General features: G+C 68.9%; 20 protein-coding genes and 1 pseudogene. 13 read left to right on the forward strand and 8 right to left on the reverse strand.

From position 1 onward, the window contains the following. Positions 1-13 precede the first annotated feature (13 nt). The 7 genes from N7E59_RS02250 (at position 14) to N7E59_RS02280 (ending at position 4,131) form a co-directional block, all read left to right on the forward strand. Complete coding sequence (locus N7E59_RS02250; protein WP_261623291.1) at positions 14-1,294, forward strand: phage portal protein; 1,281 nt, start codon at positions 14-16, stop codon at positions 1,292-1,294. Continuing rightward, on the forward strand, positions 1,291-1,869 hold the full coding sequence (locus tag N7E59_RS02255) for a VG15 protein (protein WP_261623292.1): 579 nt from the start codon (positions 1,291-1,293) through the stop codon (positions 1,867-1,869). The genes N7E59_RS02250 and N7E59_RS02255 overlap by 4 nt, the downstream gene beginning before the upstream one ends. Before the next feature lie 10 nt (positions 1,870-1,879). Beyond that, positions 1,880-2,332 (forward strand): hypothetical protein, encoded by a 453-nt coding sequence (locus N7E59_RS02260; RefSeq protein WP_261623293.1) that lies wholly within the window; start codon positions 1,880-1,882, stop codon positions 2,330-2,332. After that, positions 2,329-2,511 carry a hypothetical protein gene (locus N7E59_RS02265; RefSeq protein ID WP_261623294.1) on the forward strand — a complete coding sequence of 61 codons (183 nt, stop codon included), beginning with the start codon at positions 2,329-2,331 and terminating at the stop codon, positions 2,509-2,511. Before N7E59_RS02260 ends, N7E59_RS02265 begins: the two co-directional genes overlap by 4 nt. 131 nt (positions 2,512-2,642) lie before the next feature. Beyond that, positions 2,643-3,485 (forward strand): phage major capsid protein, encoded by an 843-nt coding sequence (locus N7E59_RS02270; protein ID WP_261623295.1) that lies wholly within the window; start codon positions 2,643-2,645, stop codon positions 3,483-3,485. Then, complete coding sequence (locus tag N7E59_RS02275; protein ID WP_261623296.1) at positions 3,485-3,814, forward strand: hypothetical protein; 330 nt, start codon at positions 3,485-3,487, stop codon at positions 3,812-3,814. Before N7E59_RS02270 ends, N7E59_RS02275 begins: the two co-directional genes overlap by 1 nt. A gap of 26 nt (positions 3,815-3,840) precedes the next feature. Beyond that, entirely contained in the window at positions 3,841-4,131 is a 291-nt protein-coding gene (locus N7E59_RS02280) for a hypothetical protein (RefSeq protein WP_261623297.1), read from the forward strand. Between the two features lie 337 nt (positions 4,132-4,468). Here N7E59_RS02280 and N7E59_RS02285 read toward each other — a convergent pair whose 3' ends face one another. Continuing rightward, positions 4,469-4,891 (reverse strand): DUF6907 domain-containing protein, encoded by a 423-nt coding sequence (locus N7E59_RS02285; protein WP_261623298.1) that lies wholly within the window; start codon positions 4,889-4,891, stop codon positions 4,469-4,471. Positions 4,892-5,327: 436 nt separating this feature from the next. On the opposite strand from N7E59_RS02285, the gene N7E59_RS02290 reads away from it, so the two are divergent. Next, complete coding sequence (locus N7E59_RS02290; RefSeq protein ID WP_261623299.1) at positions 5,328-5,771, forward strand: hypothetical protein; 444 nt, start codon at positions 5,328-5,330, stop codon at positions 5,769-5,771. A gap of 21 nt (positions 5,772-5,792) precedes the next feature. Here the strand turns inward: N7E59_RS02290 and N7E59_RS02295 are convergent, their stop codons facing one another. Together N7E59_RS02295 and N7E59_RS02300 are read right to left on the reverse strand one after the other, a co-directional pair. Further along, positions 5,793-6,425, reverse strand: coding sequence for a carbonic anhydrase (locus N7E59_RS02295; protein WP_261623300.1), 633 nt, complete (start codon positions 6,423-6,425; stop codon positions 5,793-5,795). After that, positions 6,425-7,162, reverse strand: coding sequence for a DUF4245 domain-containing protein (locus N7E59_RS02300; RefSeq protein WP_261623301.1), 738 nt, complete (start codon positions 7,160-7,162; stop codon positions 6,425-6,427). The genes N7E59_RS02295 and N7E59_RS02300 overlap by 1 nt, the downstream gene beginning before the upstream one ends. Positions 7,163-7,255: 93 nt before the next feature. On the opposite strand from N7E59_RS02300, the gene N7E59_RS02305 reads away from it, so the two are divergent. Continuing rightward, a complete protein-coding gene (locus N7E59_RS02305; RefSeq protein ID WP_261623302.1) occupies positions 7,256-7,978 on the forward strand; it encodes a TVP38/TMEM64 family protein in 723 nt (240 codons plus the stop codon). Between the two features lie 5 nt (positions 7,979-7,983). On the opposite strand, the gene N7E59_RS02310 is transcribed toward N7E59_RS02305, so the two are convergent. Genes N7E59_RS02310 through N7E59_RS02330 form a run of 5 tightly spaced genes read right to left on the reverse strand, consistent with a single transcriptional unit; the run spans position 7,984 to position 14,306 of the window. After that, entirely contained in the window at positions 7,984-8,856 is an 873-nt protein-coding gene (locus N7E59_RS02310) for an HpcH/HpaI aldolase/citrate lyase family protein (protein WP_261623303.1), read from the reverse strand. Next, the gene (locus N7E59_RS02315; protein ID WP_261623304.1) at positions 8,853-9,362 is read right to left on the reverse strand and encodes a MaoC family dehydratase; all 510 of its coding nucleotides are present in this window, start codon (positions 9,360-9,362) and stop codon (positions 8,853-8,855) included. Before N7E59_RS02315 ends, N7E59_RS02310 begins: the two co-directional genes overlap by 4 nt. A gap of 41 nt (positions 9,363-9,403) precedes the next feature. Beyond that, on the reverse strand, positions 9,404-10,582 hold the full coding sequence (locus N7E59_RS02320) for an acyl-CoA dehydrogenase family protein (protein ID WP_261623305.1): 1,179 nt from the start codon (positions 10,580-10,582) through the stop codon (positions 9,404-9,406). Then, positions 10,579-12,690, reverse strand: a complete 2,112-nt coding sequence (locus tag N7E59_RS02325) for an ATP-binding protein (RefSeq protein WP_261623306.1) — start codon at positions 12,688-12,690, stop codon at positions 10,579-10,581. Before N7E59_RS02325 ends, N7E59_RS02320 begins: the two co-directional genes overlap by 4 nt. A gap of 8 nt (positions 12,691-12,698) precedes the next feature. Then, positions 12,699-14,306: a carboxyl transferase domain-containing protein gene (locus N7E59_RS02330; RefSeq protein ID WP_261623307.1), complete on the reverse strand. Its 1,608-nt coding sequence runs from the start codon at positions 14,304-14,306 to the stop codon at positions 12,699-12,701. Positions 14,307-14,504: 198 nt separating this feature from the next. Between N7E59_RS02330 and N7E59_RS02335 the strand changes: the two genes are divergently transcribed. From N7E59_RS02335 to N7E59_RS02350, 4 genes and pseudogenes are all read left to right on the forward strand, one after another. Next, positions 14,505-15,245, forward strand: coding sequence for a TetR/AcrR family transcriptional regulator (locus tag N7E59_RS02335; protein WP_261623308.1), 741 nt, complete (start codon positions 14,505-14,507; stop codon positions 15,243-15,245). 2 nt (positions 15,246-15,247) lie between these two features. After that, on the forward strand, positions 15,248-16,408 hold the full coding sequence (locus N7E59_RS02340) for an acyl-CoA dehydrogenase family protein (protein ID WP_261623496.1): 1,161 nt from the start codon (positions 15,248-15,250) through the stop codon (positions 16,406-16,408). A 174-nt stretch (positions 16,409-16,582) separates the two neighbouring features. Next, complete coding sequence (locus N7E59_RS02345) at positions 16,583-18,256, forward strand: AMP-binding protein (RefSeq protein WP_261623497.1); 1,674 nt, start codon at positions 16,583-16,585, stop codon at positions 18,254-18,256. A 55-nt stretch (positions 18,257-18,311) separates the two neighbouring features. Next, positions 18,312-18,950: pseudogene (locus N7E59_RS02350) on the forward strand (CoA transferase subunit A); the annotation flags it as partial. Between the last annotated feature and the right edge of the window lie 101 nt (positions 18,951-19,051).

The following is a 19,051-nucleotide window of genomic DNA, read 5'->3' on the forward strand; positions in this document are numbered from 1 at the left end:
CCTATTGCAGAGCATGGTTCAAGAGATCGACGGCCGCGCCCACCGACTGTCCAACTTGGACAGTTACTATGCTGGAGCCACCCCGCTGAGCTTCATGAGCCCCGAAGCCCGGGAGGCCCTGTCCAACCGGCTGACCCACATGAGCGCGAACTACTGCCGCCTGGCCGTGACCTCCATCGCCGAGCGGCTGCGAGTAACCGGTTTCACCCGCAACGGAGCCGCCGACCCCGCCCTGTGGGAGACCTGGGCCGCCTGCGATTTGGACCAGCTTTCAGCGACCCTGCACCGGGAGGCCCTGATCCTCGGCTCGGCGTTCGTGATCGTCTGGGCCGATGAGACCGGCCGCCCGTCGATCTCGGTGGAATCTGCTCACCAGATGATCGCCCGCCGTGATCCCGGCACCCGGGCCATCACTGCGGCGGTCAAGAAGTGGGATACGCCCACCGGCACCGAAGCGGTGGTCTACGGCCCGGAGACGATCACCCGGTACACCTCGACGTCCCACGGGGCGACCGCGGCCTCGCAGTTCCGAGTGTCCGAGACCCTGGACAACCCGCTGGGAGTCGTCCCGGTGGTGGAGTTCCGCAACAGTGACCGACTGCTCGACCCCGGGGTCTCCGAGCTGCGCGACCTGATCCCACTCCAGGACTCGCTGAACAAGCTGCTCGCTGACCTGATGGTGGGCTCCGAGAACTACGCCCGCCCGCGCCGCTGGGCCACCGGCATCGAGCTGGAGGAGGACGAGGACGGCGAGGTCACCAACCCCTATCCGGAAGGTGACCGGATGCTGATCTCGGAGGCTCCGGACTCGAAGTTCGGGCAGCTGCCGGCCTCCGACCTCAACAGCTACGAGACCGCGATCCGGTCCATCGTCGCCCAGATCATGGCGGTGTCGTCCCTGCCGGCGCACTACGTAGGAGTGACCGGGAACCAGCCGCCCAGCGCCGACGGGCTCCGGGCCGCTGAGGCGTCCCTGACCGCCCGGTGCGAGGCCCGACAGGCCACGTTCGGACGGGCCTGGGAGAAGGTCATGGACCTCGCCCACGCGGTGGCCACCGGCACCGACCCCGCCGCAGCGAACGTCGGGATCGTCTGGGCCGACCCGGCCACCCGCTCGGCCGCCCAGGAGGCCGACGCCACGGTGAAGCTCTACACCGCCGGCCTGCTGCCGGCCACCACGGCACTGGAGCGTCTGGGCTACACCGAGGACGAGATCACCCGGATCAGGGCACAGCGTCGCGGTGAAGCCCTCGACCGGGCCGGGACCGAGATCGGGGCGGTGATGACCTCGTGAAGCTCTACGAGGACATCGTGGACCGGCTCGGTGCCCAGGCCTCGGCCTCCCTGCTCGGCCTCAACAGCCTCATGGAGGCCGGGACCATCACCCGGGAGGAGTTCATCGACACCGCCGCCACGGTGGTGGACGTGGCCCGACAGCGCGGCACCGCAGCGGGGGAAGCCTACTTCCGGGCCTACGCCGAGCAGGCCACCGGCCGGCCCTACACCCTGGCGGCGACCCTGCCGGAATCCCAGGCCGAGCGGCTCTCCACAGCCCTGGCGACGATCCTCGCGGCCTCCCAAGACACGCACATGCAGTTGGACCGGCTGGCCACCGCGGAACCGATGGAGGCCGCATCGGACGGGTTCCAGCAGGCCATGCAGAGGGAGAAGACCGTCACCGGGTGGACCCGCGGCCTCGACACCGGAGCCTGCCAGCTCTGCACCTGGTGGTGGCGCGAGGGACGGGTCTTCCAGCCCACGCACCGGATGCCCCGGCACACCGGCTGCCGATGCCACCCCGTTCCGCAGATCAACGTCCGAAGCCGGAACTACCAGACCGAAGCCCAGGCACAACGCCTGGCCCGATGAGAGGAGAACCATGACGGAGCAGAACACCACCGAGCAGGAGCAGGCAGGTCAGATCTCAGATCCGACCTCTGAGAAGGGTGTCATTTCAAATGAGACCCCCGAGGAGGATTCGCAGGAGCCCGAGGATGCGCCCGAAACCTTCCCCAGGTCGTACGTCGAGAAGCTGCGCGATGAGAGCGCCCGCTACCGCCAGCGCGCCCAGCAGGCCGACGACTACGCCCAGCGCCTCCACACGGCCCTGACAGCCGCTACCGGACGCCTGGCCGACCCCTCGGACCTGCCGTTCGATCCCGAGCACCTGGAGGACCAGGACGCGCTCACAGCGGCTCTGGACGACCTACTGGCCCGTAAGCCGCACCTGGCGGCTCGGAAGCCCGCGGGGAGCATCGGGCAGGGAGCCGTGACACAGGACACCAGTACCGTGGATCTCGCCGGCCTGCTGCGGGCGGGAGCGGGAGGATGAGCGCACGGGACCGCGTCGCAGACACGCTCTACCAGGCCCTGGAGAAGCTGATCGCCGCTGAGATGGACCATCGGACGCGCAAGGGCTTCGACACCCCGCTGTCGCACGAGTCAGCGATCCGCTACGCCCGGGCCTTCGCACACATCGCCAGGGCTCACCCTGACACGCACGACAACTAGTACCCCTGTGGGGTATCCTGAGAGGGTCGGTCCTGGTGGCCGGCCCTCTCGCAGCTCCTGGTGGGCTGAGGTGACAACAGCAGGTGAGTACTCACTTCTCACCTGAACCTCAACCGCTAGGAGCTTTCCCAATGGTCATGAACCGCGCCGATGCCCCGGAGATCCTGCAGGAGCAGGTCTCCGCTCTCCTCCTGCAGCCCCTGGAGGCCCAGTCCGTCGTCCTCGCAGCCGGCCCCAAGATCTTCGACTCCGCCTCTCCGCTGCGGATCCCCACCCTGGTCGGTTCCGGCACCCCCGCGGTGGTCGGTGAGTCCGAGCAGATCCCCGACGACTACTCCGCCGAGTTCGGAGAGATCCGCCTGATGCCGGAGTCCCGCAAGAGCATCAAGAGCATCGTTCGCTACAGCAACGAGCTGGCCCGCCAGTCCATCGTCGGACTCGACGCGGTGCTGAAGGCCCGGATGGTCAACGACATCTCGCAGATGCTCGACGACCAGCTGCTCGCCGGCGACGGAGCCGATGACTCGATCACCGGCATCCTCCACCAGGACGGCACACAGTCGGCTGACTACGACCCGGCCGAGCCCGACGCCTTTCTCGACGCCCAGGCGCTGCTCTCCGCCGCCGAGGTGACCGCGAACCGGCTGCTGGTCAACGGCACCGACTTCATCACCCTACGGAAGGCCAAGGACTCCACCGGTCGGTACCTGCTGGAGTCCGACCTGACCCGGGATGCCACGTACCGGCTGTTCGGCACCCCGGTCACGGTCTCGAACAAGATCCCGCAGGGCACGGCGATCCTCGCGGACTTCTCGACCGTGGCAGTGGTCCGCGATACCGCGCCGTCGATCAAGATTCTCGACCAGACCTACGCCGCGCACGACCAGCAGGCCATCCGAGTCACCACGAGGTGGGATCTCGGTCTGCTGCGCCCGGAGGCCGTGGTCATCATGGGCGGCGACGGCGGCGAGTGATGAACACCTACGTCGCACTGCCCACCGGGCAGGACGTGGCTGACTTCCTGGGCCAGGGCGGGGAACACACGGGCGTGCCCGACCTGGCCCAGGAGCACGTCCCCATCGTCACCGCAATGGCGAAGGCGTACACCCGCGGCAACGGATTCACCGCCGACGGTGTGGCCGAGGACATCGCCGCGGTCATCACCACCGCCGCAGCACGGCTGGTCGCCAACCCCGAGCAGATCCACTACTCCGTCGGCGCGGTCCGCTACTCGGGCGGGTTCAAGGGCTGGTCCCTGGCCGAGACGATGGTCTTGAATCGCCACCGGAAGCGGGCGCGATGATTTTGAAGGATACGATCACCGTCCGCGTGGCCACCACCACCTATGACCGATGGGGACAGCCGATCACCACCTACGAGGACACCGACCTGCCCGCCCAGGTGTTCCCCGCCGGCACCGAGGATCCCGACCAGCGGCTCTCCCTGGTGCTCACCGGCCGCTACCGGGTCATCATCCCCGCAGCGGCCCCCGAGTTCTCCAACTCCTCCCGAGTGGTCTGGGACGGCGCGGAGATGGAGATCGAGGGCAAGGTCCAGACCCACACCGCAGGAGGACGACCACACCACCGAGAGTTCACCGCCGTCTACCGCGGCGCATAGACCCCCGGGGGGCCTGTTCTGCCAGGTCCGGTGTCTCCCCCGGGACCCGTCGGTTGGGGTTTCCTTCTGCCCCACTCTCATCGGCCGACGGACGAGACCCCCCGTGAACAACGAGCGCGGGGGGTCTCACTCTGTGCAACTGGTAAGCGTTACCAGACGGATCACGAGTAACAGGTGATGCGCAACAATCAGGCCGACCTAGAGGAGTTCGGCTTGGTCGGATTTGAAATCCAGGCAAGACCGGAGGGCCAGCACGGCGGCGGAGACAAGCGCCGTGAGGTGACACCGAATGTGTCACCTGCCGACGAAGTGCCTGCCACCTTGCGCGGGCGCGGGGTCAAGCTGACCGCTCCATCCGGTCGGCCTCCTCGACCAGCACAGCGGCGATCTTGCGGATGTGGTCCGGGCCGCCAGTGACCTGGAACTCGTCGGTGTAGGCGCGGTTCTGCATGATGATCTCCAGCGCCTTGCTGCACGCGGGCGGCGGATCCTGAGGGTGGGAGTCGTAACGAGACCAACGAACCCTGACCTCGATATCCTCTCCCGAGTCTGAGTCACCGAATCTCCCAGGAGCCTCGACATTGCGGGTCCGCTCCTTCGAGAAATGGACACGCTCGAACTTCGCGTCCTCTGAGCAGTCCGGGCCTTCCTCGCACCATTCAGGGTGTCCGGTGTTGCGCTTCCCTAGCTCCAGGATCTCGTGGGGTTCGACGCCCAAGTAGCGGGCAATCTCTTCCAGGTGATCAATGGTGACGGTCATGATTCTCTCCTCAGATAGCGGACCCGGCTGCGCCGGGGCTGGATTCTCTCGGTCCCCATCCCCAATGAAACCCGCCGCCCCCGTCCACGCTCTGCGACATTCGCTCACGACTCCTAGACCCCCCGGAGACCGGAGCGTCGAGAAGCTGTGACCTAGCCCGTAGACGGCCGTCTGAGGCTCCCTGGTCCGGTTCCCCAGGGTTCGGGTGGATATCACCGGCATTCATCGGTTTGAGGCTGAGAATCGAGAAAAGCGCCCGGAGCACTGCTCAACGGGACTACCGCCACAAGCCCAGTCCTGGATAGACTGACCCTGACGGACCGCCCGCGTTGCGGTCCTCCAGACCCCCGAGGATTGCAGTCCTGCGGGGGTCTTCCTATGCGAGAACGATAAGTCGGCGCACACCCACATCTATGCCGAGGTCGAGGAGCAGGTCGTGACCGACGAGATCCTCGGTGAGGAGGTCGAGATCCGTGCGACCCCGATCGAGTACCGCTGGGACTACGGCGACGGAGCCTCACGGACCACCTCCGACTCGGGCGGTCCCCTGCCGGAGACCACGCCCGAAGGCGAACCGGTCAACCCCACGGACGCTGAGACCGAGACCTCCCACGTGTACACCGACACCGGTCGATACCCGGTCACCGTCGAGACGGTGTTCTCGGCCGAGTTCCGCCTCGAGGACGAGGACTGGGTCCAGATCGACGGCACCGCCTCGCTCGAATCCTCACCCGGGGAGGCCGACATCTGGCGAGCCTCGACCCGACACGTCTCAGGCGAATGTGACCACATGGACGAGTGGGGCTGCGACGGGCCGGTCGAGCTGGAGGACGGCGACGAGCCGCCCGAGATATTCCGGGACGACCACTCCGGCGACTGACCGGACCGCGGTGAGTGCGGCTCAGACCTCGCCGAGGGAGGAGACGACGTCGGCGCGACCTTCGGCGAGCCGGTAGGTGACCCCCATGATCGCCACGCGGCCCTCCTGCATCGCGGTGTGCAGGACCCGGGAGCTGTCCACGATCCGGTCGGCCGTCTGCTTCACATGCTCCTCGACGGTGTCGTTGACCGACTCGAACCCGTTGCGACGGGCATGGAGGACCGAGGGCGTGATGCGTTCGACCAGGCTGCGCACATAGCCGGGAGGAGTCGTACCGGAGGCCGTCGCATCGATGGTGGCCTTCACCGCCCCGCAGGAATCGTGACCGAGCACGACGATCAGCGGAGTCTTCAGCTCCTCCACCGAAAACTCCAGAGAGCCGAGCACGGCGTCGTCGATGACCTGTCCTGCGGTGCGGACCACGAAGACGTCTCCCAGACCGACGTCGAAGATGATCTCCGCGGCCAGGCGTGAGTCCGAACAGCCGAAGATCACCGCCATCGGATGCTGCGATTCGGTCAGCGAGCTGCGCCGCTCCGCATTCTGGTTCGGATGGTCGACGTCGCCGCACACGAAGCGTTCGTTGCCGCGTCGCAGGATCTCCCAGACGTCCGCCGGTGCCGGACGCTCCGCGGATCCGGTGTGCTCGCTCATCAGTCCTCCTCGGGGACCTCCGACTCGACGGCGTCCTCGCCGTCCGCGGTGCCGTCCTCGTCGCCGTCGAGTTCCACCTCCTGGCCGATGGACTCGACCAGGGCCTCCATCCCGGAGTCGACCTCCTCCTCGGAGGCGTCGGTGGTGATCACCACAGTAGTACCGTCGACGTCGTTGTCGTCACCCCAGAGCACGAAATAGCGGCGCTCGTCGTCACTCTCGTAGGTCTCGAACTCCATGTCCTCGAATACGGCGGTCCCCGTCGACGCCGCCCCGGACACCTCCGAGCCGACCCAGGTGGGATTGCCCTGATCCGTCTGGGCGAACCCGAAGAACGAGACGTCATCGGTGGTGTAGCCGGCCTCCCAGACCGGCACTCCATGCTCTCCTGAGCTCTCCCAGCGGGCATAGTTCGCAGTCCAGCCGTCGGCGACCTCCGGAGCGATCGGGGTGAACTCCGCGATGCCGGCGGCGAAGTACGCCTCCGAGACGACGTCCTCGTCGCGCGGGTTCTCATCCGGGGTCGGCTCCGGGTTCATCATCAGGAACGCCGCCACGGCCCCGAACGTCACCGCCACGGTGATCACCATCCCCACCAGCGGCTGGCGCAGCCGCTTCGACTGCGCCTCCGTCAGCTGCGGCGTCGGCTGCTCGTCCTCGGCGCGCGCCCGCTCGGACGGTGCGGAGGACGGCCGGTCGACGGGCTCTTCTGACTCAGGGGTACGGGACTCGCTCACCACGACATTGTCGCAGAATGTGCAGCGCCGTTCCGTGCCTGCGACGCCGCCGACGGTGATCGGCAGGGGACCGCGGGCACCTAGAGTGGTGCTGTGGGTGATGCAGACCGAGGAGACCGCCGAACGACAGCTCGGGCCGGCGACGGGCCGGACTGGGGGGTGATCCTGCGGGGTGGGGCGCTCGTCCTCGCCGTGCTGGGAATGGTCTGGATGGCCTTCAACGTCAGCCTGCCGTCCTTGGGCACGCTGCACGCCTGGATCGAGTCCCTCGGATGGGGCGCACGGTTCGGCTTCGTCGGACTCTACGCAGTCGTCGCCATGACACCGATCCCCGTCACGATCATGGCCATCACCGGGGGAGTGCTCTTCGGAGTCGTCGAAGGAAGCATCCTCTCCGTGATCGGAGTCATGATCGGCTGCTGGGGCGCCTATTGGGCGGCTCGGGGTCTCGGCCGCGAGACGGTGTCGAAGCTGATCGGCAGCTACGGCCCACGTGTGGAGAAGCACCTCTCGGCGGCCGGCTTCCAGGCGGTGTACATGCTCCGGCTCCTGCCGGGCCTTCCCTATTGGCCGCTGAACTACGGCGCCGGCGCCTTCGGGGTCGGGCAGCGCGACTTCGTCGTCGCCTCACTCATCGCCTCGGTCCCCGGACAGGCATCACTCGTCGCCGTCGGCGCGTTCGTCTCCGACCCCGACCTGCTCAGCGGGATCATCGTCGCCGCGGCCTGGACTGCGGTGATCGTGATGACCGTCTGGGCCTACCGCGCCTGGCGCGGCACCTCACGGCGTCCGCTGCCGGGATCCCAGCACCGCTGACCGGCTCAGGCGGTTCCGGTGGCCTCCGCCCGCCGCACCACGCGCTCCGCGTGACGGATCAGCGGGGCATCCACCATCGCACCGCGGAACTGGAACGCCCCGCCGTGTCGGGACACCTCGCCGAGCAGGGCGCGGGCGTGCTCCAGCTCCTCCTCAGTCGGAGCATAGGCCTCGCGGATCACCGCGACCTGCGCCGGGTGGATGCACGCCTTGGCGGCGAACCCGCTGCCCACCGCATCGGCGGACTCCGCGGCGAGACCCTCGACGTCGGTGAAGTCCGCACAGATCGCATCGATGCCGACCGCACCGTGTGCGGCGGCGGCGAGCAGGACCCGCGACCGCGCCTGACGGGCCACGTCCCGGTACGTACCGTCGGGGTGCCGTGAGGAGCTGCCGCCGATGGAGGCGATCAGGTCCTCCGCGCCCCACATCAGGGCCGCGGTCGCCGGATGGGCGGCGATCTCTTCGGCCGCGACCACACCGGCGGCCGTCTCGCACAGGGCGAGCACCCCGACTCCCGGCAGCGCACGCGCGACGACGTCGACGTCGGCGGCGGACTCGGCCTTGGCCAGCATCACCCACTTCACCTCGGTCGTGGACAGGACCGCGAGGTCCTCGGAGAACTCCTCCTCCGAGACCGGATTGACCCGCACGATCGTGCGTGCGCGCAGGGCCTCGTCGGTGCCGGCTCCGGCGGTGAGATGCTCGGCGAGGTGCCTGCGTGCCTCAGCCTTGTCGCCCGGCGCGACGGCGTCCTCGAGGTCGAGGATCACCGCATCGGACCGCTCGGCGGCCTTGGCGTAGCGCTCCGGCCGATCCGCCGGGCAGAAGAGCAGCGCGGGACCCAGGTCGAACAGCGGCGCGGCGGCATCGGTCATCGGGTGTCTCCCTTCGGGGCGGCCTCGGACTTCCACAGCATCACATGGCGGACACACTCGGCCACCACCGTGCCGTCCTGATTGCGGCCGATGTGCCGCACGGTCACGATGCCCTGCCCGGGCCGGGACTTCGAGGCGCGCTTCTCGAGGATCTCGGACTCCGAATACAGGGTGTCCCCGTGGTACAGGGGGTGGGGGAACGTCACCGTGTCGAACCCGAGGTTCGCCACGATCGTGCCCTGGGTCAGCTGGGCCACCGATGCGCCGACGATGGTGGCCAGCGTGAACATGGAGTTCACCAGGGGCCGTCCGAAGGGCTGGGCGGCCGACCAGTGCGCATCCAGGTGCAGGGACTGGGTGTTCATCGTCATCGTGGTGAACGAGACGTTGTCCGCCTCCGTCACCGTACGTCCCGGCGCGTGCCGGTAGAGGGTGCCGACCTCGATCTCGTCGAAGTACAGGCCCCGCTGGGCCACGACCCTCGACGGCTGTGCGTCCTCACTCATCGTTCCTCCTCGGCGGTTCGCCCGGCGGACGGGCGTCAGGTTCAGAGCAGCCCGAGGCTGCGTGCGATCAGCATCAGCTGCACCTCGGTGGTGCCCTCGCCGACCTCCAGGATCTTCGAATCACGGTAGTGCCGGGAGACGACGAACTCGTTGATGAATCCGTAGCCTCCGAACACCTGGGTGGCGTCGCGGGCGTTGTCCATCGCGGCCTCACCGGCGATGAGCTTGGCGATCGCCGCCTCGGTCTTGAAGGGCAGCCCCGCGTTCATCTTCGCCGCGGCGTCGTAGTATGCCAGCCGGGCCGAGTGGGCGCGGGCCTGCATGCGGGCGATCTTGAAGGAGATCGCCTGGTTCTTCGCGATGGGAGCCCCGAAGGTCTCCCGCTCCTTGGCGTACCGCACCGACTGGTCCACGCAGCCCTGGGCCGCGCCGGTGGCCAGTGCCGCGATGGCGATGCGCCCCTCATCGAGGATCCCCAGGAAGTTCGCGTAGCCGCGGCCGCGCTCGCCCAGCAGGTTCGCCTCCGGGACCCGCACGTCCTTCAGCGTTAGCGGGTGGGTGTCGGAGGCGTTCCAACCGACCTTGTCGTAGGCCGGCTCGGCGGTGAAGCCCTTGGTGTCGGTGGGCACCAGGATCGTCGAGATCTCCTTCTTGACCGAACCGTCCTCGCGGGTCTGCTCCCCGGTCACCGCGGTGACGGTCACCAGGGTGGAGATGTCGGTGCCGGAGTTGGTGATGAACTCCTTGGTCCCGTTGATCACCCACTGACCGTCCTCGAGGACGGCCTTGGTCCGGGTGCCGCCGGCGTCGGAGCCCGCCTCGGACTCGGTGAGGCCGAATCCGGCCAGCTGCTCGGCGGTGGTCAGCGTCGGCAGCCAGGCCTGCTTCTGCTCCTCGGTGCCGTACCGGTAGATGGGCATCGCGCCCAGGGAGACCCCGGCCTCCAGGGTGATGGCCACCGACTGGTCCACCTTCGCGATCTCCTCCAGGGCCAGGCACAGGTGGAAGTAGTCGCCTCCCTGCCCGCCGTACTCCTCCGGAAACGGAAGGCCGAACAGGCCCATCTCGCCCATCTGGGAGATCACCTCGTACGGGAACGAGTGCTCGCGGTCGTGCCGGGCGGAGACCGGGGCGATCACCTCCTCGGTGAACTCGCGCACCGCCTCCACCAGCGCCTGCTGCTCCTCATCGAGCTGGAACTCTGCTGCCATGGTGATCATGCCTCTCTCTCGTCCGGCCCGTCGGCCTCGTCGGACGTCTCCACCGCGGCCAGCACCTGACCGCGGGTGACCGTCTCACCGACGTCGACGGAGATCCTGGCGACTCCGTCCATCGGTGCGGTGAGCCGGTGCTCCATCTTCATCGCTTCGATCGTGACCAGTCCGTCGCCGGCGCCGACCGCATCACCGGAGGAGGCCTCGACGGCGACGACGGTGCCCGGGAGCGGCGCGGTGACCTCCGGCGCGGCGGTGACCTGCTCGGCCTCGAGCTGTGCCAGACGGCCCAGGGTCTGGGCGCGGCGGTCCAGCACGGTGACCATGCCCGAGAACCCGCTCGACCACGCCCACACCTCGACGCCCTCCGGGCCCTCGGCGCCGCGGGCGAACACGAAGGGTACCGAGACGCCGTCGATGCTCAGCAGCACCCTGCGTCCGACGTCGCCGGGCGCCGTGCTGAGGGGGCCGAGGTCGTCGAGCCGCGCGGAGCCGTCCAGGGTCACCGAGTAGGTGACCGGCGGCTCCTCGCCGGAGGCCGGGAGCCACCGCATCAGGTGCGACGGCGCGGCGGTGCCTCCGGGGCGCCAGCCGTCGTGCCGCCATCCGGTGGGACCGGACCCGGCGCTGCGGGACTGGGTCCCGGAGGCGTCGGTCGAGAACACCCAGCGTGCGGCGGCCTCCGCGAGGCGCTCGTCGGGCGAGGGAGTCGGGAGCCGCGGCACCATCCTGTCGATCATGGTGGTGTCCATCCGTCCGGCGCGCACGTCGGGATCGGCGGTCAGGGTCCGCAGGAAGGACAGGTTCGTCTCTACGCCGAGGACGACGGTCTCGCCGAGGGCGCGGTGGAGTCGGGCGAAGGCCTGCTCCCGGTCCTCGCCCCAGGTGATGACCTTCGCGAGCATCGGGTCGTAGTCGGTGCCGATCACCGTGCCGACCCGCAGCCCCGAGTCCACCCGGACCCCCTCGCCGACGGGCTCGTGCAGGGCGGAGACCGTCCCCGTGCTCGGAAGGAATCCGGCCTCCGGCACCTCGGAGTAGACCCGGGCCTCCACGGAGTGGCCGGTCAGGGTCACCTGGTGCTGGCTCAGCGTCATGGGCAGTCCGGCGGCGATGCGGATCTGCTGCTCGACCAGGTCGACTCCGGTGACCTGCTCGGTGACGGGGTGCTCGACCTGGAGTCGGGTGTTCATCTCCATGAAGTAGAAGCGCTCGGGATCCTCGTCCGAGACGAGGAACTCCACAGTGCCCGCGCCCCGATAGTCCACGCTGCGTGCGGTCTCGCAGGCGGCGGCCCCGATGCGCTCGCGGGTGGCTTCGTCCAGCAGGGACGACGGCGCCTCCTCGACGACCTTCTGGTGCCGCCGCTGCAGCGAGCACTCGCGTTCCCCGAGGTGCACCACGGATCCGTGCGCGTCGGCCAGCACCTGGACCTCGATGTGCCGCGGGGACCGGATGAGCTGTTCGATGAGCAGGGAGTCGTCGCCGAACGACGACGTCGCCACCCGCCGGGCGGTCTTCAGCGTCTCGGGCAGGTCCTCGGGCCGTTCGACGACGTGCATCCCCTTGCCGCCGCCGCCGGCCGAGGGCTTGATGAGCAGCGGGTAGGTCATCCCCTCGACGGCGGCGATCAGGGACTCGTCGTCGAGGTTCGGCTCGGAGACGCCCTCGGCCATCGGGACCCCGGCCTCGGCCACATGGTTCTTCGAGCGGATCTTGTCGCCCATCACTTCGAGGGCGTGCTCATCGGGACCGATGAAGACCAGACCGGCGTTCCGGCAGGCGCGGGCGAACTCCACGTTCTCGGAGAGGAATCCGTAGCCGGGGTGCACCGCGTCGGCGCCGGTCCGTCGGGCCGCGTCGATGACGGCGTCGACGTCCAGATAGGACTCTGCGGCCGCCGCGGGACCCACACAGACGGAGAGGTCGGCCATCCGGACGTGCTTCGCCTCGGCGTCGGCCTCGGAGTGGAGGGCTGCGGCGGTGATGCCCAGTCGGCGAAGGGTGGCGATCACTCGGCAGGCGATCTCACCCCGGTTGGCGACGAGCACGGTCGAGAACAGGGCCGTGCCGGCCGCGTCCTCCGTGGTGGTGTCGGTCGTGTCGGTGCTCATCCGGGATCTCACATCCTGAACAGGCCGAAGCCGGGGTCGGGGAGTTCGGTCCGCGAGCAGGTCTCCAGCGCCATGGCCAGCACCCGCCGAGTGTCGACGGGGTCGATGATCCCGTCGTCCCAGAGCCTCGCGGTCGAGTAGTAGGGCACGCCCTGCTCCTCGTACTTCGCGCGGATGGGCTCCTTGAAGGCCTCCTCATCCTCGGCGGACCACTCCTCGCCCGCGGCTTCGAGCTGGTCGCGGCGCACGGTGGCCAGCACCGAGGAGGCCTGCTGGCCGCCCATCACCGAGATCCGGGCGTTGGGCCACATGAACAGGAAGCGCGGAGAGTAGGCACGCCCGCACATCGAGTAGTTGCCCGCGCCGAAGGAGCCTCCGATGATGACGGTGATCTTCGGGACCCGAGTCGTGGACACCGCGGTGACCATCTTGGCGCCGTTCTTGGCGATGCCTCCGGCCTCGTATTCGCGTCCGACCATGAACCCGGAGATGTTCTGCAGGAACAGCAGCGGGATGCCGCGCTGGTCGCAGAGTTCGATGAAGTGTGCGCCCTTGAGGGAGGACTCGGAGAACAGGATCCCGTTGTTGGCGACGATCCCCACAGGGTGGCCGTCGATGTGGGCGAATCCCGTCACCAGCGTGGTGCCGTAGTCCCGCTTGAACTCGTGGAAGGCGCCGTCGTCGACGATCCGGGCGATGATCTCGTGGACGTCGTAGGGGCGGTTCACATCGGTGGGCACGATGCCGTAGAGCTCCTCCGCCGGGCGGCGGGGCTCCAGCGGCTCGCGCACCGGCCAGGCCCGGGGGGCGGGGTCGGGGAGGGTGGCGACGATGTCGCGCAGGATCTGCAGGGCGTGGTCGTCGTCCTCGGCGATGTGGTCGGCGACTCCCGACTCCGAGGTGTGCACCTTCGCTCCGCCGAGCTCCTCGGCGGTGACGACCTCGCCGGTGGCGCTCTTCACCAGCGGCGGGCCGCCCAGGAAGATCGTGCCCTGGTTGCGGACGATGATCGACTCGTCGCTCATCGCCGGCACGTAGGCGCCTCCCGCGGTGCAGGAGCCGAGGACCGCGGCCAGCTGGGGGATGCCCTTCGCGGAGAGGCGCGACTGGTTGTAGAAGATCCGGCCGAAGTGGTCGCGGTCGGGGAAGACCTCGTCCTGCATGGGCAGGAAGGCTCCGCCGGAGTCGACCAGGTAGAGGCACGGGAGGCGGTTCTCCTCGGCGATCTGCTGGGCGCGCAGGTGCTTCTTCACCGTCATGGGGAAGTAGGTGCCGCCCTTGACCGTGGAGTCGTTGCACACCACCATCACCTGTCGTCCGTGGACCAGCCCGATGCCGGCGATGAGTCCCGCACCCGGGCTGGCGCCGTCGTAGAGGCCGTCGGCGGCCAGGGCGCTGATCTCGAGGAACGGGCTGCCCTCGTCGAGGAGACGCTCCACGCGCTCGCGGGGCAGCAGGCGGCCCCGCTCGATGTGCCGTCGCCGCGACTTCTCGGGGCCTCCGAGGGCGGCCTCGTCGAGCTTGGTGCGCAGTTCGGAGGCCAGCCTGCGGTTGGCCTCGGAGTGGGCGCGGAACTCCTCGGAACGGGTGTCCGCGGCGCCGGAGAGGATCTCCATGGGTCCGGTGTCCTCCGCTGGGTCGATGGGGGCGGGGTCGGTGGTGGGCAGTGTCGGTGGTCGGCGAGGTCGGTGGCCGGTGATGCTGCCGGTGGTGGAACCCGGCCCCGAGTGGGGGGCTGTACGGATCCGTCCCCGCGGCGTAGATTTGAGTTAATCCTCGTTCACTGAAGTCCAACCTAGTGGGGCAGGTCACAGATGTCCAGAGCCGAGACGGCGGGCCGCACCGCACTCGACGCGGCGGATCCGAGGGCGCCCTCCGCGTCCGCCGCCGCCCCGACGCGTCGCCAGGCGGAGAAGGCGCAGCGTCGTCTGGATCTGCTCGCCGCCGCCGGCCGCCTGTTCGGCCGGTACGGCTACAGCGCCGTGGCGCTCGACGAGATCGGCAGCGAGGTCGGAGTCTCCGGACAGGCCATCTATCGGCACTTCGCGGGCAAGCAGGACCTGCTCGGTCAGCTCCTGATCGGCGTCTCCGAGCGGCTGCTCGAGGCCGGACGCGCCATCCGTTCGGAGGAGGGCGACCCCTCGGTGCGGCTGGATCGGCTGATCGCCCACCAGGTCGGCTTCGCGATGGGCAGCCCCGACATCATCCGCATCCAGGATCAGGAGCTGCTGCGGCTGACCGACGGCGACCGGCGCCGGGTGCGTCGGATGCAGCGCGAGTACGTCGACATCTGGTCCGCCGCCCTGCAGCAGCTCCATCCCTGGGCCGGGGTGCTCGAGCTGCGCACCCGCGTCCACGCCGTGTTCGGCCTGATCAACTCCACCGAGCACTCGATGCGGCATCTGCGTGAGGCCGGGCCCGACGAGACGGCCGACAGCGCGCGGCTGCTCGCCGCCATGGCGCGTGCGGCGATCCGCGTCGAGCACAGACCCGTCGAGCACAGCCCCGTCGCGCACAGACCGGACGACCACACATCACCGACAGGAGAGGGATGAGCATGTTCGCAGGCTTCTACGACGAGATCCATGAGGAGTTCCGTGAGGTCGTCCGGGAGTTCGTCGCCCGTGAGGTGACCCCGCACTACCGGCGCTGGGACGCCGAGCATCGGATGGACCGCAGCCTCTGGGAGGCCGCGGCGGAGAACGGGCTGCTCGGCCTCGCCGTCGGGGAGGAGCACGGCGGCATGGGTCTGGACGACTACCGCTACCGCATGGTGATCGATGAGGAGCTCGCCCGGGCCGATGCGCTGGCGGTCGGGCTGGCCTTCCACCTCCATGACGACTGGGTGCTGCCGGCGGTGCTGAGGTTCGGCACCGACGCGCAGAGGGAGACCTGGCTGCCGCGCTTCATGGACGCCTCGTTCATCACGTCGGTCGCCTGGACCGAACCGGGGGCGGGATCGGACCTGCGCGGAGTGCGCACCAAGGCCGTCCGCGACGGTGACGACTACCTGATCAGCGGTCAGAAGACCTTCATCGGCAACGGCATCACCGGCGACGGCGCCCTGGTGCTCGCCCGCACCGACGGCTCGTCCGGCCGCGGCGGCGCCGAGTCCTTCAGCCTGTTCCTGGTCGAGAAGGAGGGGAACCCCGGGTATCGGGCCGGCACCCAGCTGGACAAGATGGGCCTGAAGGCCTCCGACACGGCGGAGCTCTTCTTCGACGAGGTCCGCGTCCCGGCGGAGAACCGGATCGGGGATGAGGGGCAGGGGCTGGCGATGATCACGCAGCTGCTCCCGCAGGGTCGGCTCGCCGTGGCCGCCTCCGCCGCGGTGGTCGCCGGCCAGGTCCTGGAGGAGACCCTCCGGTACGTGAGGGACCGCAGCGCCTTCGACTCGCCGATCACTGAGTACCAGAACACCCGCTTCCGCCTGGCCGAGCAGCAGGTGGCCCTGGAGGCCACCCAGCACTACGTGGCCGAGACGGTCCGCCGGTTCAACGTGGGGGAGCTCGACGTCGTCGCCGCCTCCAAGGCGAAGATGTGGGCCTCGGAGCGCGCCAAGGATGCGGCCGACGTGTGCCTGCAGCTGCACGGCGGCTACGGCTACATCCTGGAGTACCCGGTGGCTCAGGCCTATCTGGCGGTGCGGCTGCTGACCATCTTCGGCGGCACCTCGGAGATCCTGCGCGAGACCGTCGCCGCGGACATGCTGAGCTGACCCGGCGGGCGACCGCAGAGCTGTTGTGAGCCCGGTCACGCAGTGCTAGGTTGAGGGCAGCGCAGTTGAGTTGAGCACCGTTAACTGAAATGGACCTCACCGGCGCGCACCGGCGTCCGCCGACTTCGGAAGGGGAGACCGCAGATGCAGGGACCAGGCGAGCCTCAGCAGGAGATGTCGAGCTCCGGCGAGGCGGGGGGCGGTCGGCTCGCGACCGCCCACGACCACGGGCCCACCGACGTGCCTCTGCTCGAGGAGACGATCCCGGAGAACCTGCGTCGCACCGCCGAGCGGTTCCCGGACCGGGAGTGTCTGGTCGACGTCGGCGCCGGCCGCCGGTGGAGCTACGCCCAGTTCCGTGAGGACGTGCGCCGCTTCGCCGTCGGGCTCCACCGCGCCGGAGTCCGCGCCGGGGATCGGGTCGGCATCTGGGGGCCGAACTCCTGGCACTGGATCCTCACCCAGTACGCCACCGCCGAGATCGGCGCGATCCTGGTCAACATCAATCCCAGCTATCGGCAGCACGAGCTCAACTACGTGCTGGAGCAGTCCGGGACCACGGCGGTGATCTGCTCACGACGGTTCAAGGACCAGGACTACCCGGGGATGCTGGCCCGCGCGCAGCGGGAGGTCGGCGGCGTCGAGCTCGCCGTGATCATGGACAGCCCCGAGTGGTCCGAGCTCACCGGCGCAGAGATCGACGTCGACCTGCTGGCCGAAGTCTCGGCGACGATGTCGCCGCGGGACCCGATCAACATCCAGTACACCTCCGGCACCACAGGCTTCCCGAAGGGTGCGCTGCTGACCCACCGGAACATCCTGAACAACGGCTTCTTCGTCGGTGAGGTCTGCCGGTACACCGAGGCGGACCGCATCTGCGTCCCGGTGCCCTTCTACCACTGCTTCGGCATGGTGATGGGCAACCTGGCGGCGACCACCCACGGAGCCGCCGTCGTCATCCCGGCCCCGGCCTTCGACCCGGAGGCCACCCTGCAGGCCGTGGCCGACGAGGCCTGCACCAGCCTCTACGGGGTGCCGACGATGTTCATCGCCCAACTCAGCCTCGAATCCCGGGACCGGTTCGACCTGAGCACGCTGCGCACCGGGATCATGGCCGGGTCCCCCTGCCCGGAGGAGATCATGCGTCGGGTCATCGGGGAGATGCATATGGAGGAGGTCACCATCTGCTACGGCATGACCGAGACCTCCCCGGTCTCCACCCAGACCCGCACCGACGACTCCCTCGAGCGCCGGGTCAGCACCGTCGGGAGGGTGGGGCCGCACGTCGAGATCCGCATCGTCGACCCGGTCACCGGTGAGACCCTCCCGGTGGAAGAGGACGGAGAGTTCTGCACGCGCGGCTACTCGGTGATGTCGGGCTACTGGAACGACGAGGAGAAGACCGCCGAGGTCATCGACTCCGACGGCTGGATGCACACCGGCGACCTCGCCCGGATGGACGCCGACGGGTACGTCCAGGTCACCGGCCGGCTGAAGGACATGGTCATCCGCGGCGGGGAGAACATCTACCCCAGGGAGATCGAGGAGTTCCTCTACTCCCATCCGGACATCCTCGACGCGCAGGTCATCGGCGTCCCCGACGAGAAGTACGGGGAGGAGCTGATGGTCTGGGTGCGGCTGCGCGGCGGTGCCGAACCGCTGACCGCACGAGGACTGCGGGACTACTGCGAGGGCCGGCTCGCGAAGTACAAGATCCCGCGCTACGTCGTGATCGTCGACGAGCTGCCCACCACCGTCAGCGGGAAGGTCCGTAAGGTCGAGATGCGGGAGCAGGCGGTGGACCTGCTCGCCGACGGGCAGGTCGACGACGTCCGTGCCGGCGGCTGAACGGACGGGGCCGGACGAGCGGCGAACACGCGAACAGAACGAACGAGGAGAAGCGATGGTTCAGCGACACAGCAGTGCGGCGGAGTCCCTGGAGGGACTGCTCTTCGACGGGATGACCCTGGCCGTCGGGGGCTTCGGCCTCTGCGGCATCCCGTCCGACCTGATCGAAGCGGTGCGGGACTCCGGGGTGAAGGACCTGACCATCGCCTCGAACAACATGGGCGTCGACGGAGCGGGCCTCGGGCTCCTCCTGGAGAACGGACAGGTCAGGAAGATCATGGCCTCCTACGTCGGCGAGAACAGGCTCTTCGCGGAGATGTTCCTCGCCGGCGAGGTCGAGGTCGAGTTCAACCCGCAGGGGACCCTCTCTGAGCGGATGCGCGCCGGAGGGGCGGGCATCCCCGGGTTCTTCACCAAGACCGGGGTCGGCACACAGATCGCCGACGGCAAGCAGCACCAGGACTTCGGCGGTGAGACCTACGTGCTCGAGGAGGGCATCGTCGCCGACGTCTCCCTGGTCCACGCCCACACCGCCGACGAGTACGGCAACCTCGTCTACAACCTGACGGCGGGGAACTTCAACCATCTGGCCGCCACCTGCGGCCGGGTCACCGTGGTCGAGGCCGAGAACATCGTCGCGGCCGGGGAGATCCGTCCCGACCAGGTGATGACCCCCTCGGTGTTCGTCCAGCGGCTGGTCCCGGCCTCCGCGCGGCCGAAGCTGATCGAGAAGACCACCACCCGGCCGCGGCCCGCCCCCGCCGGCTTCAGCAGCGAACCCGCCGACGGCGGGTC

This window comes from Nesterenkonia marinintestina, from assembly GCF_025420485.1.
GTDB classification, from domain to species: domain Bacteria; phylum Actinomycetota; class Actinomycetes; order Actinomycetales; family Micrococcaceae; genus Nesterenkonia; species Nesterenkonia marinintestina.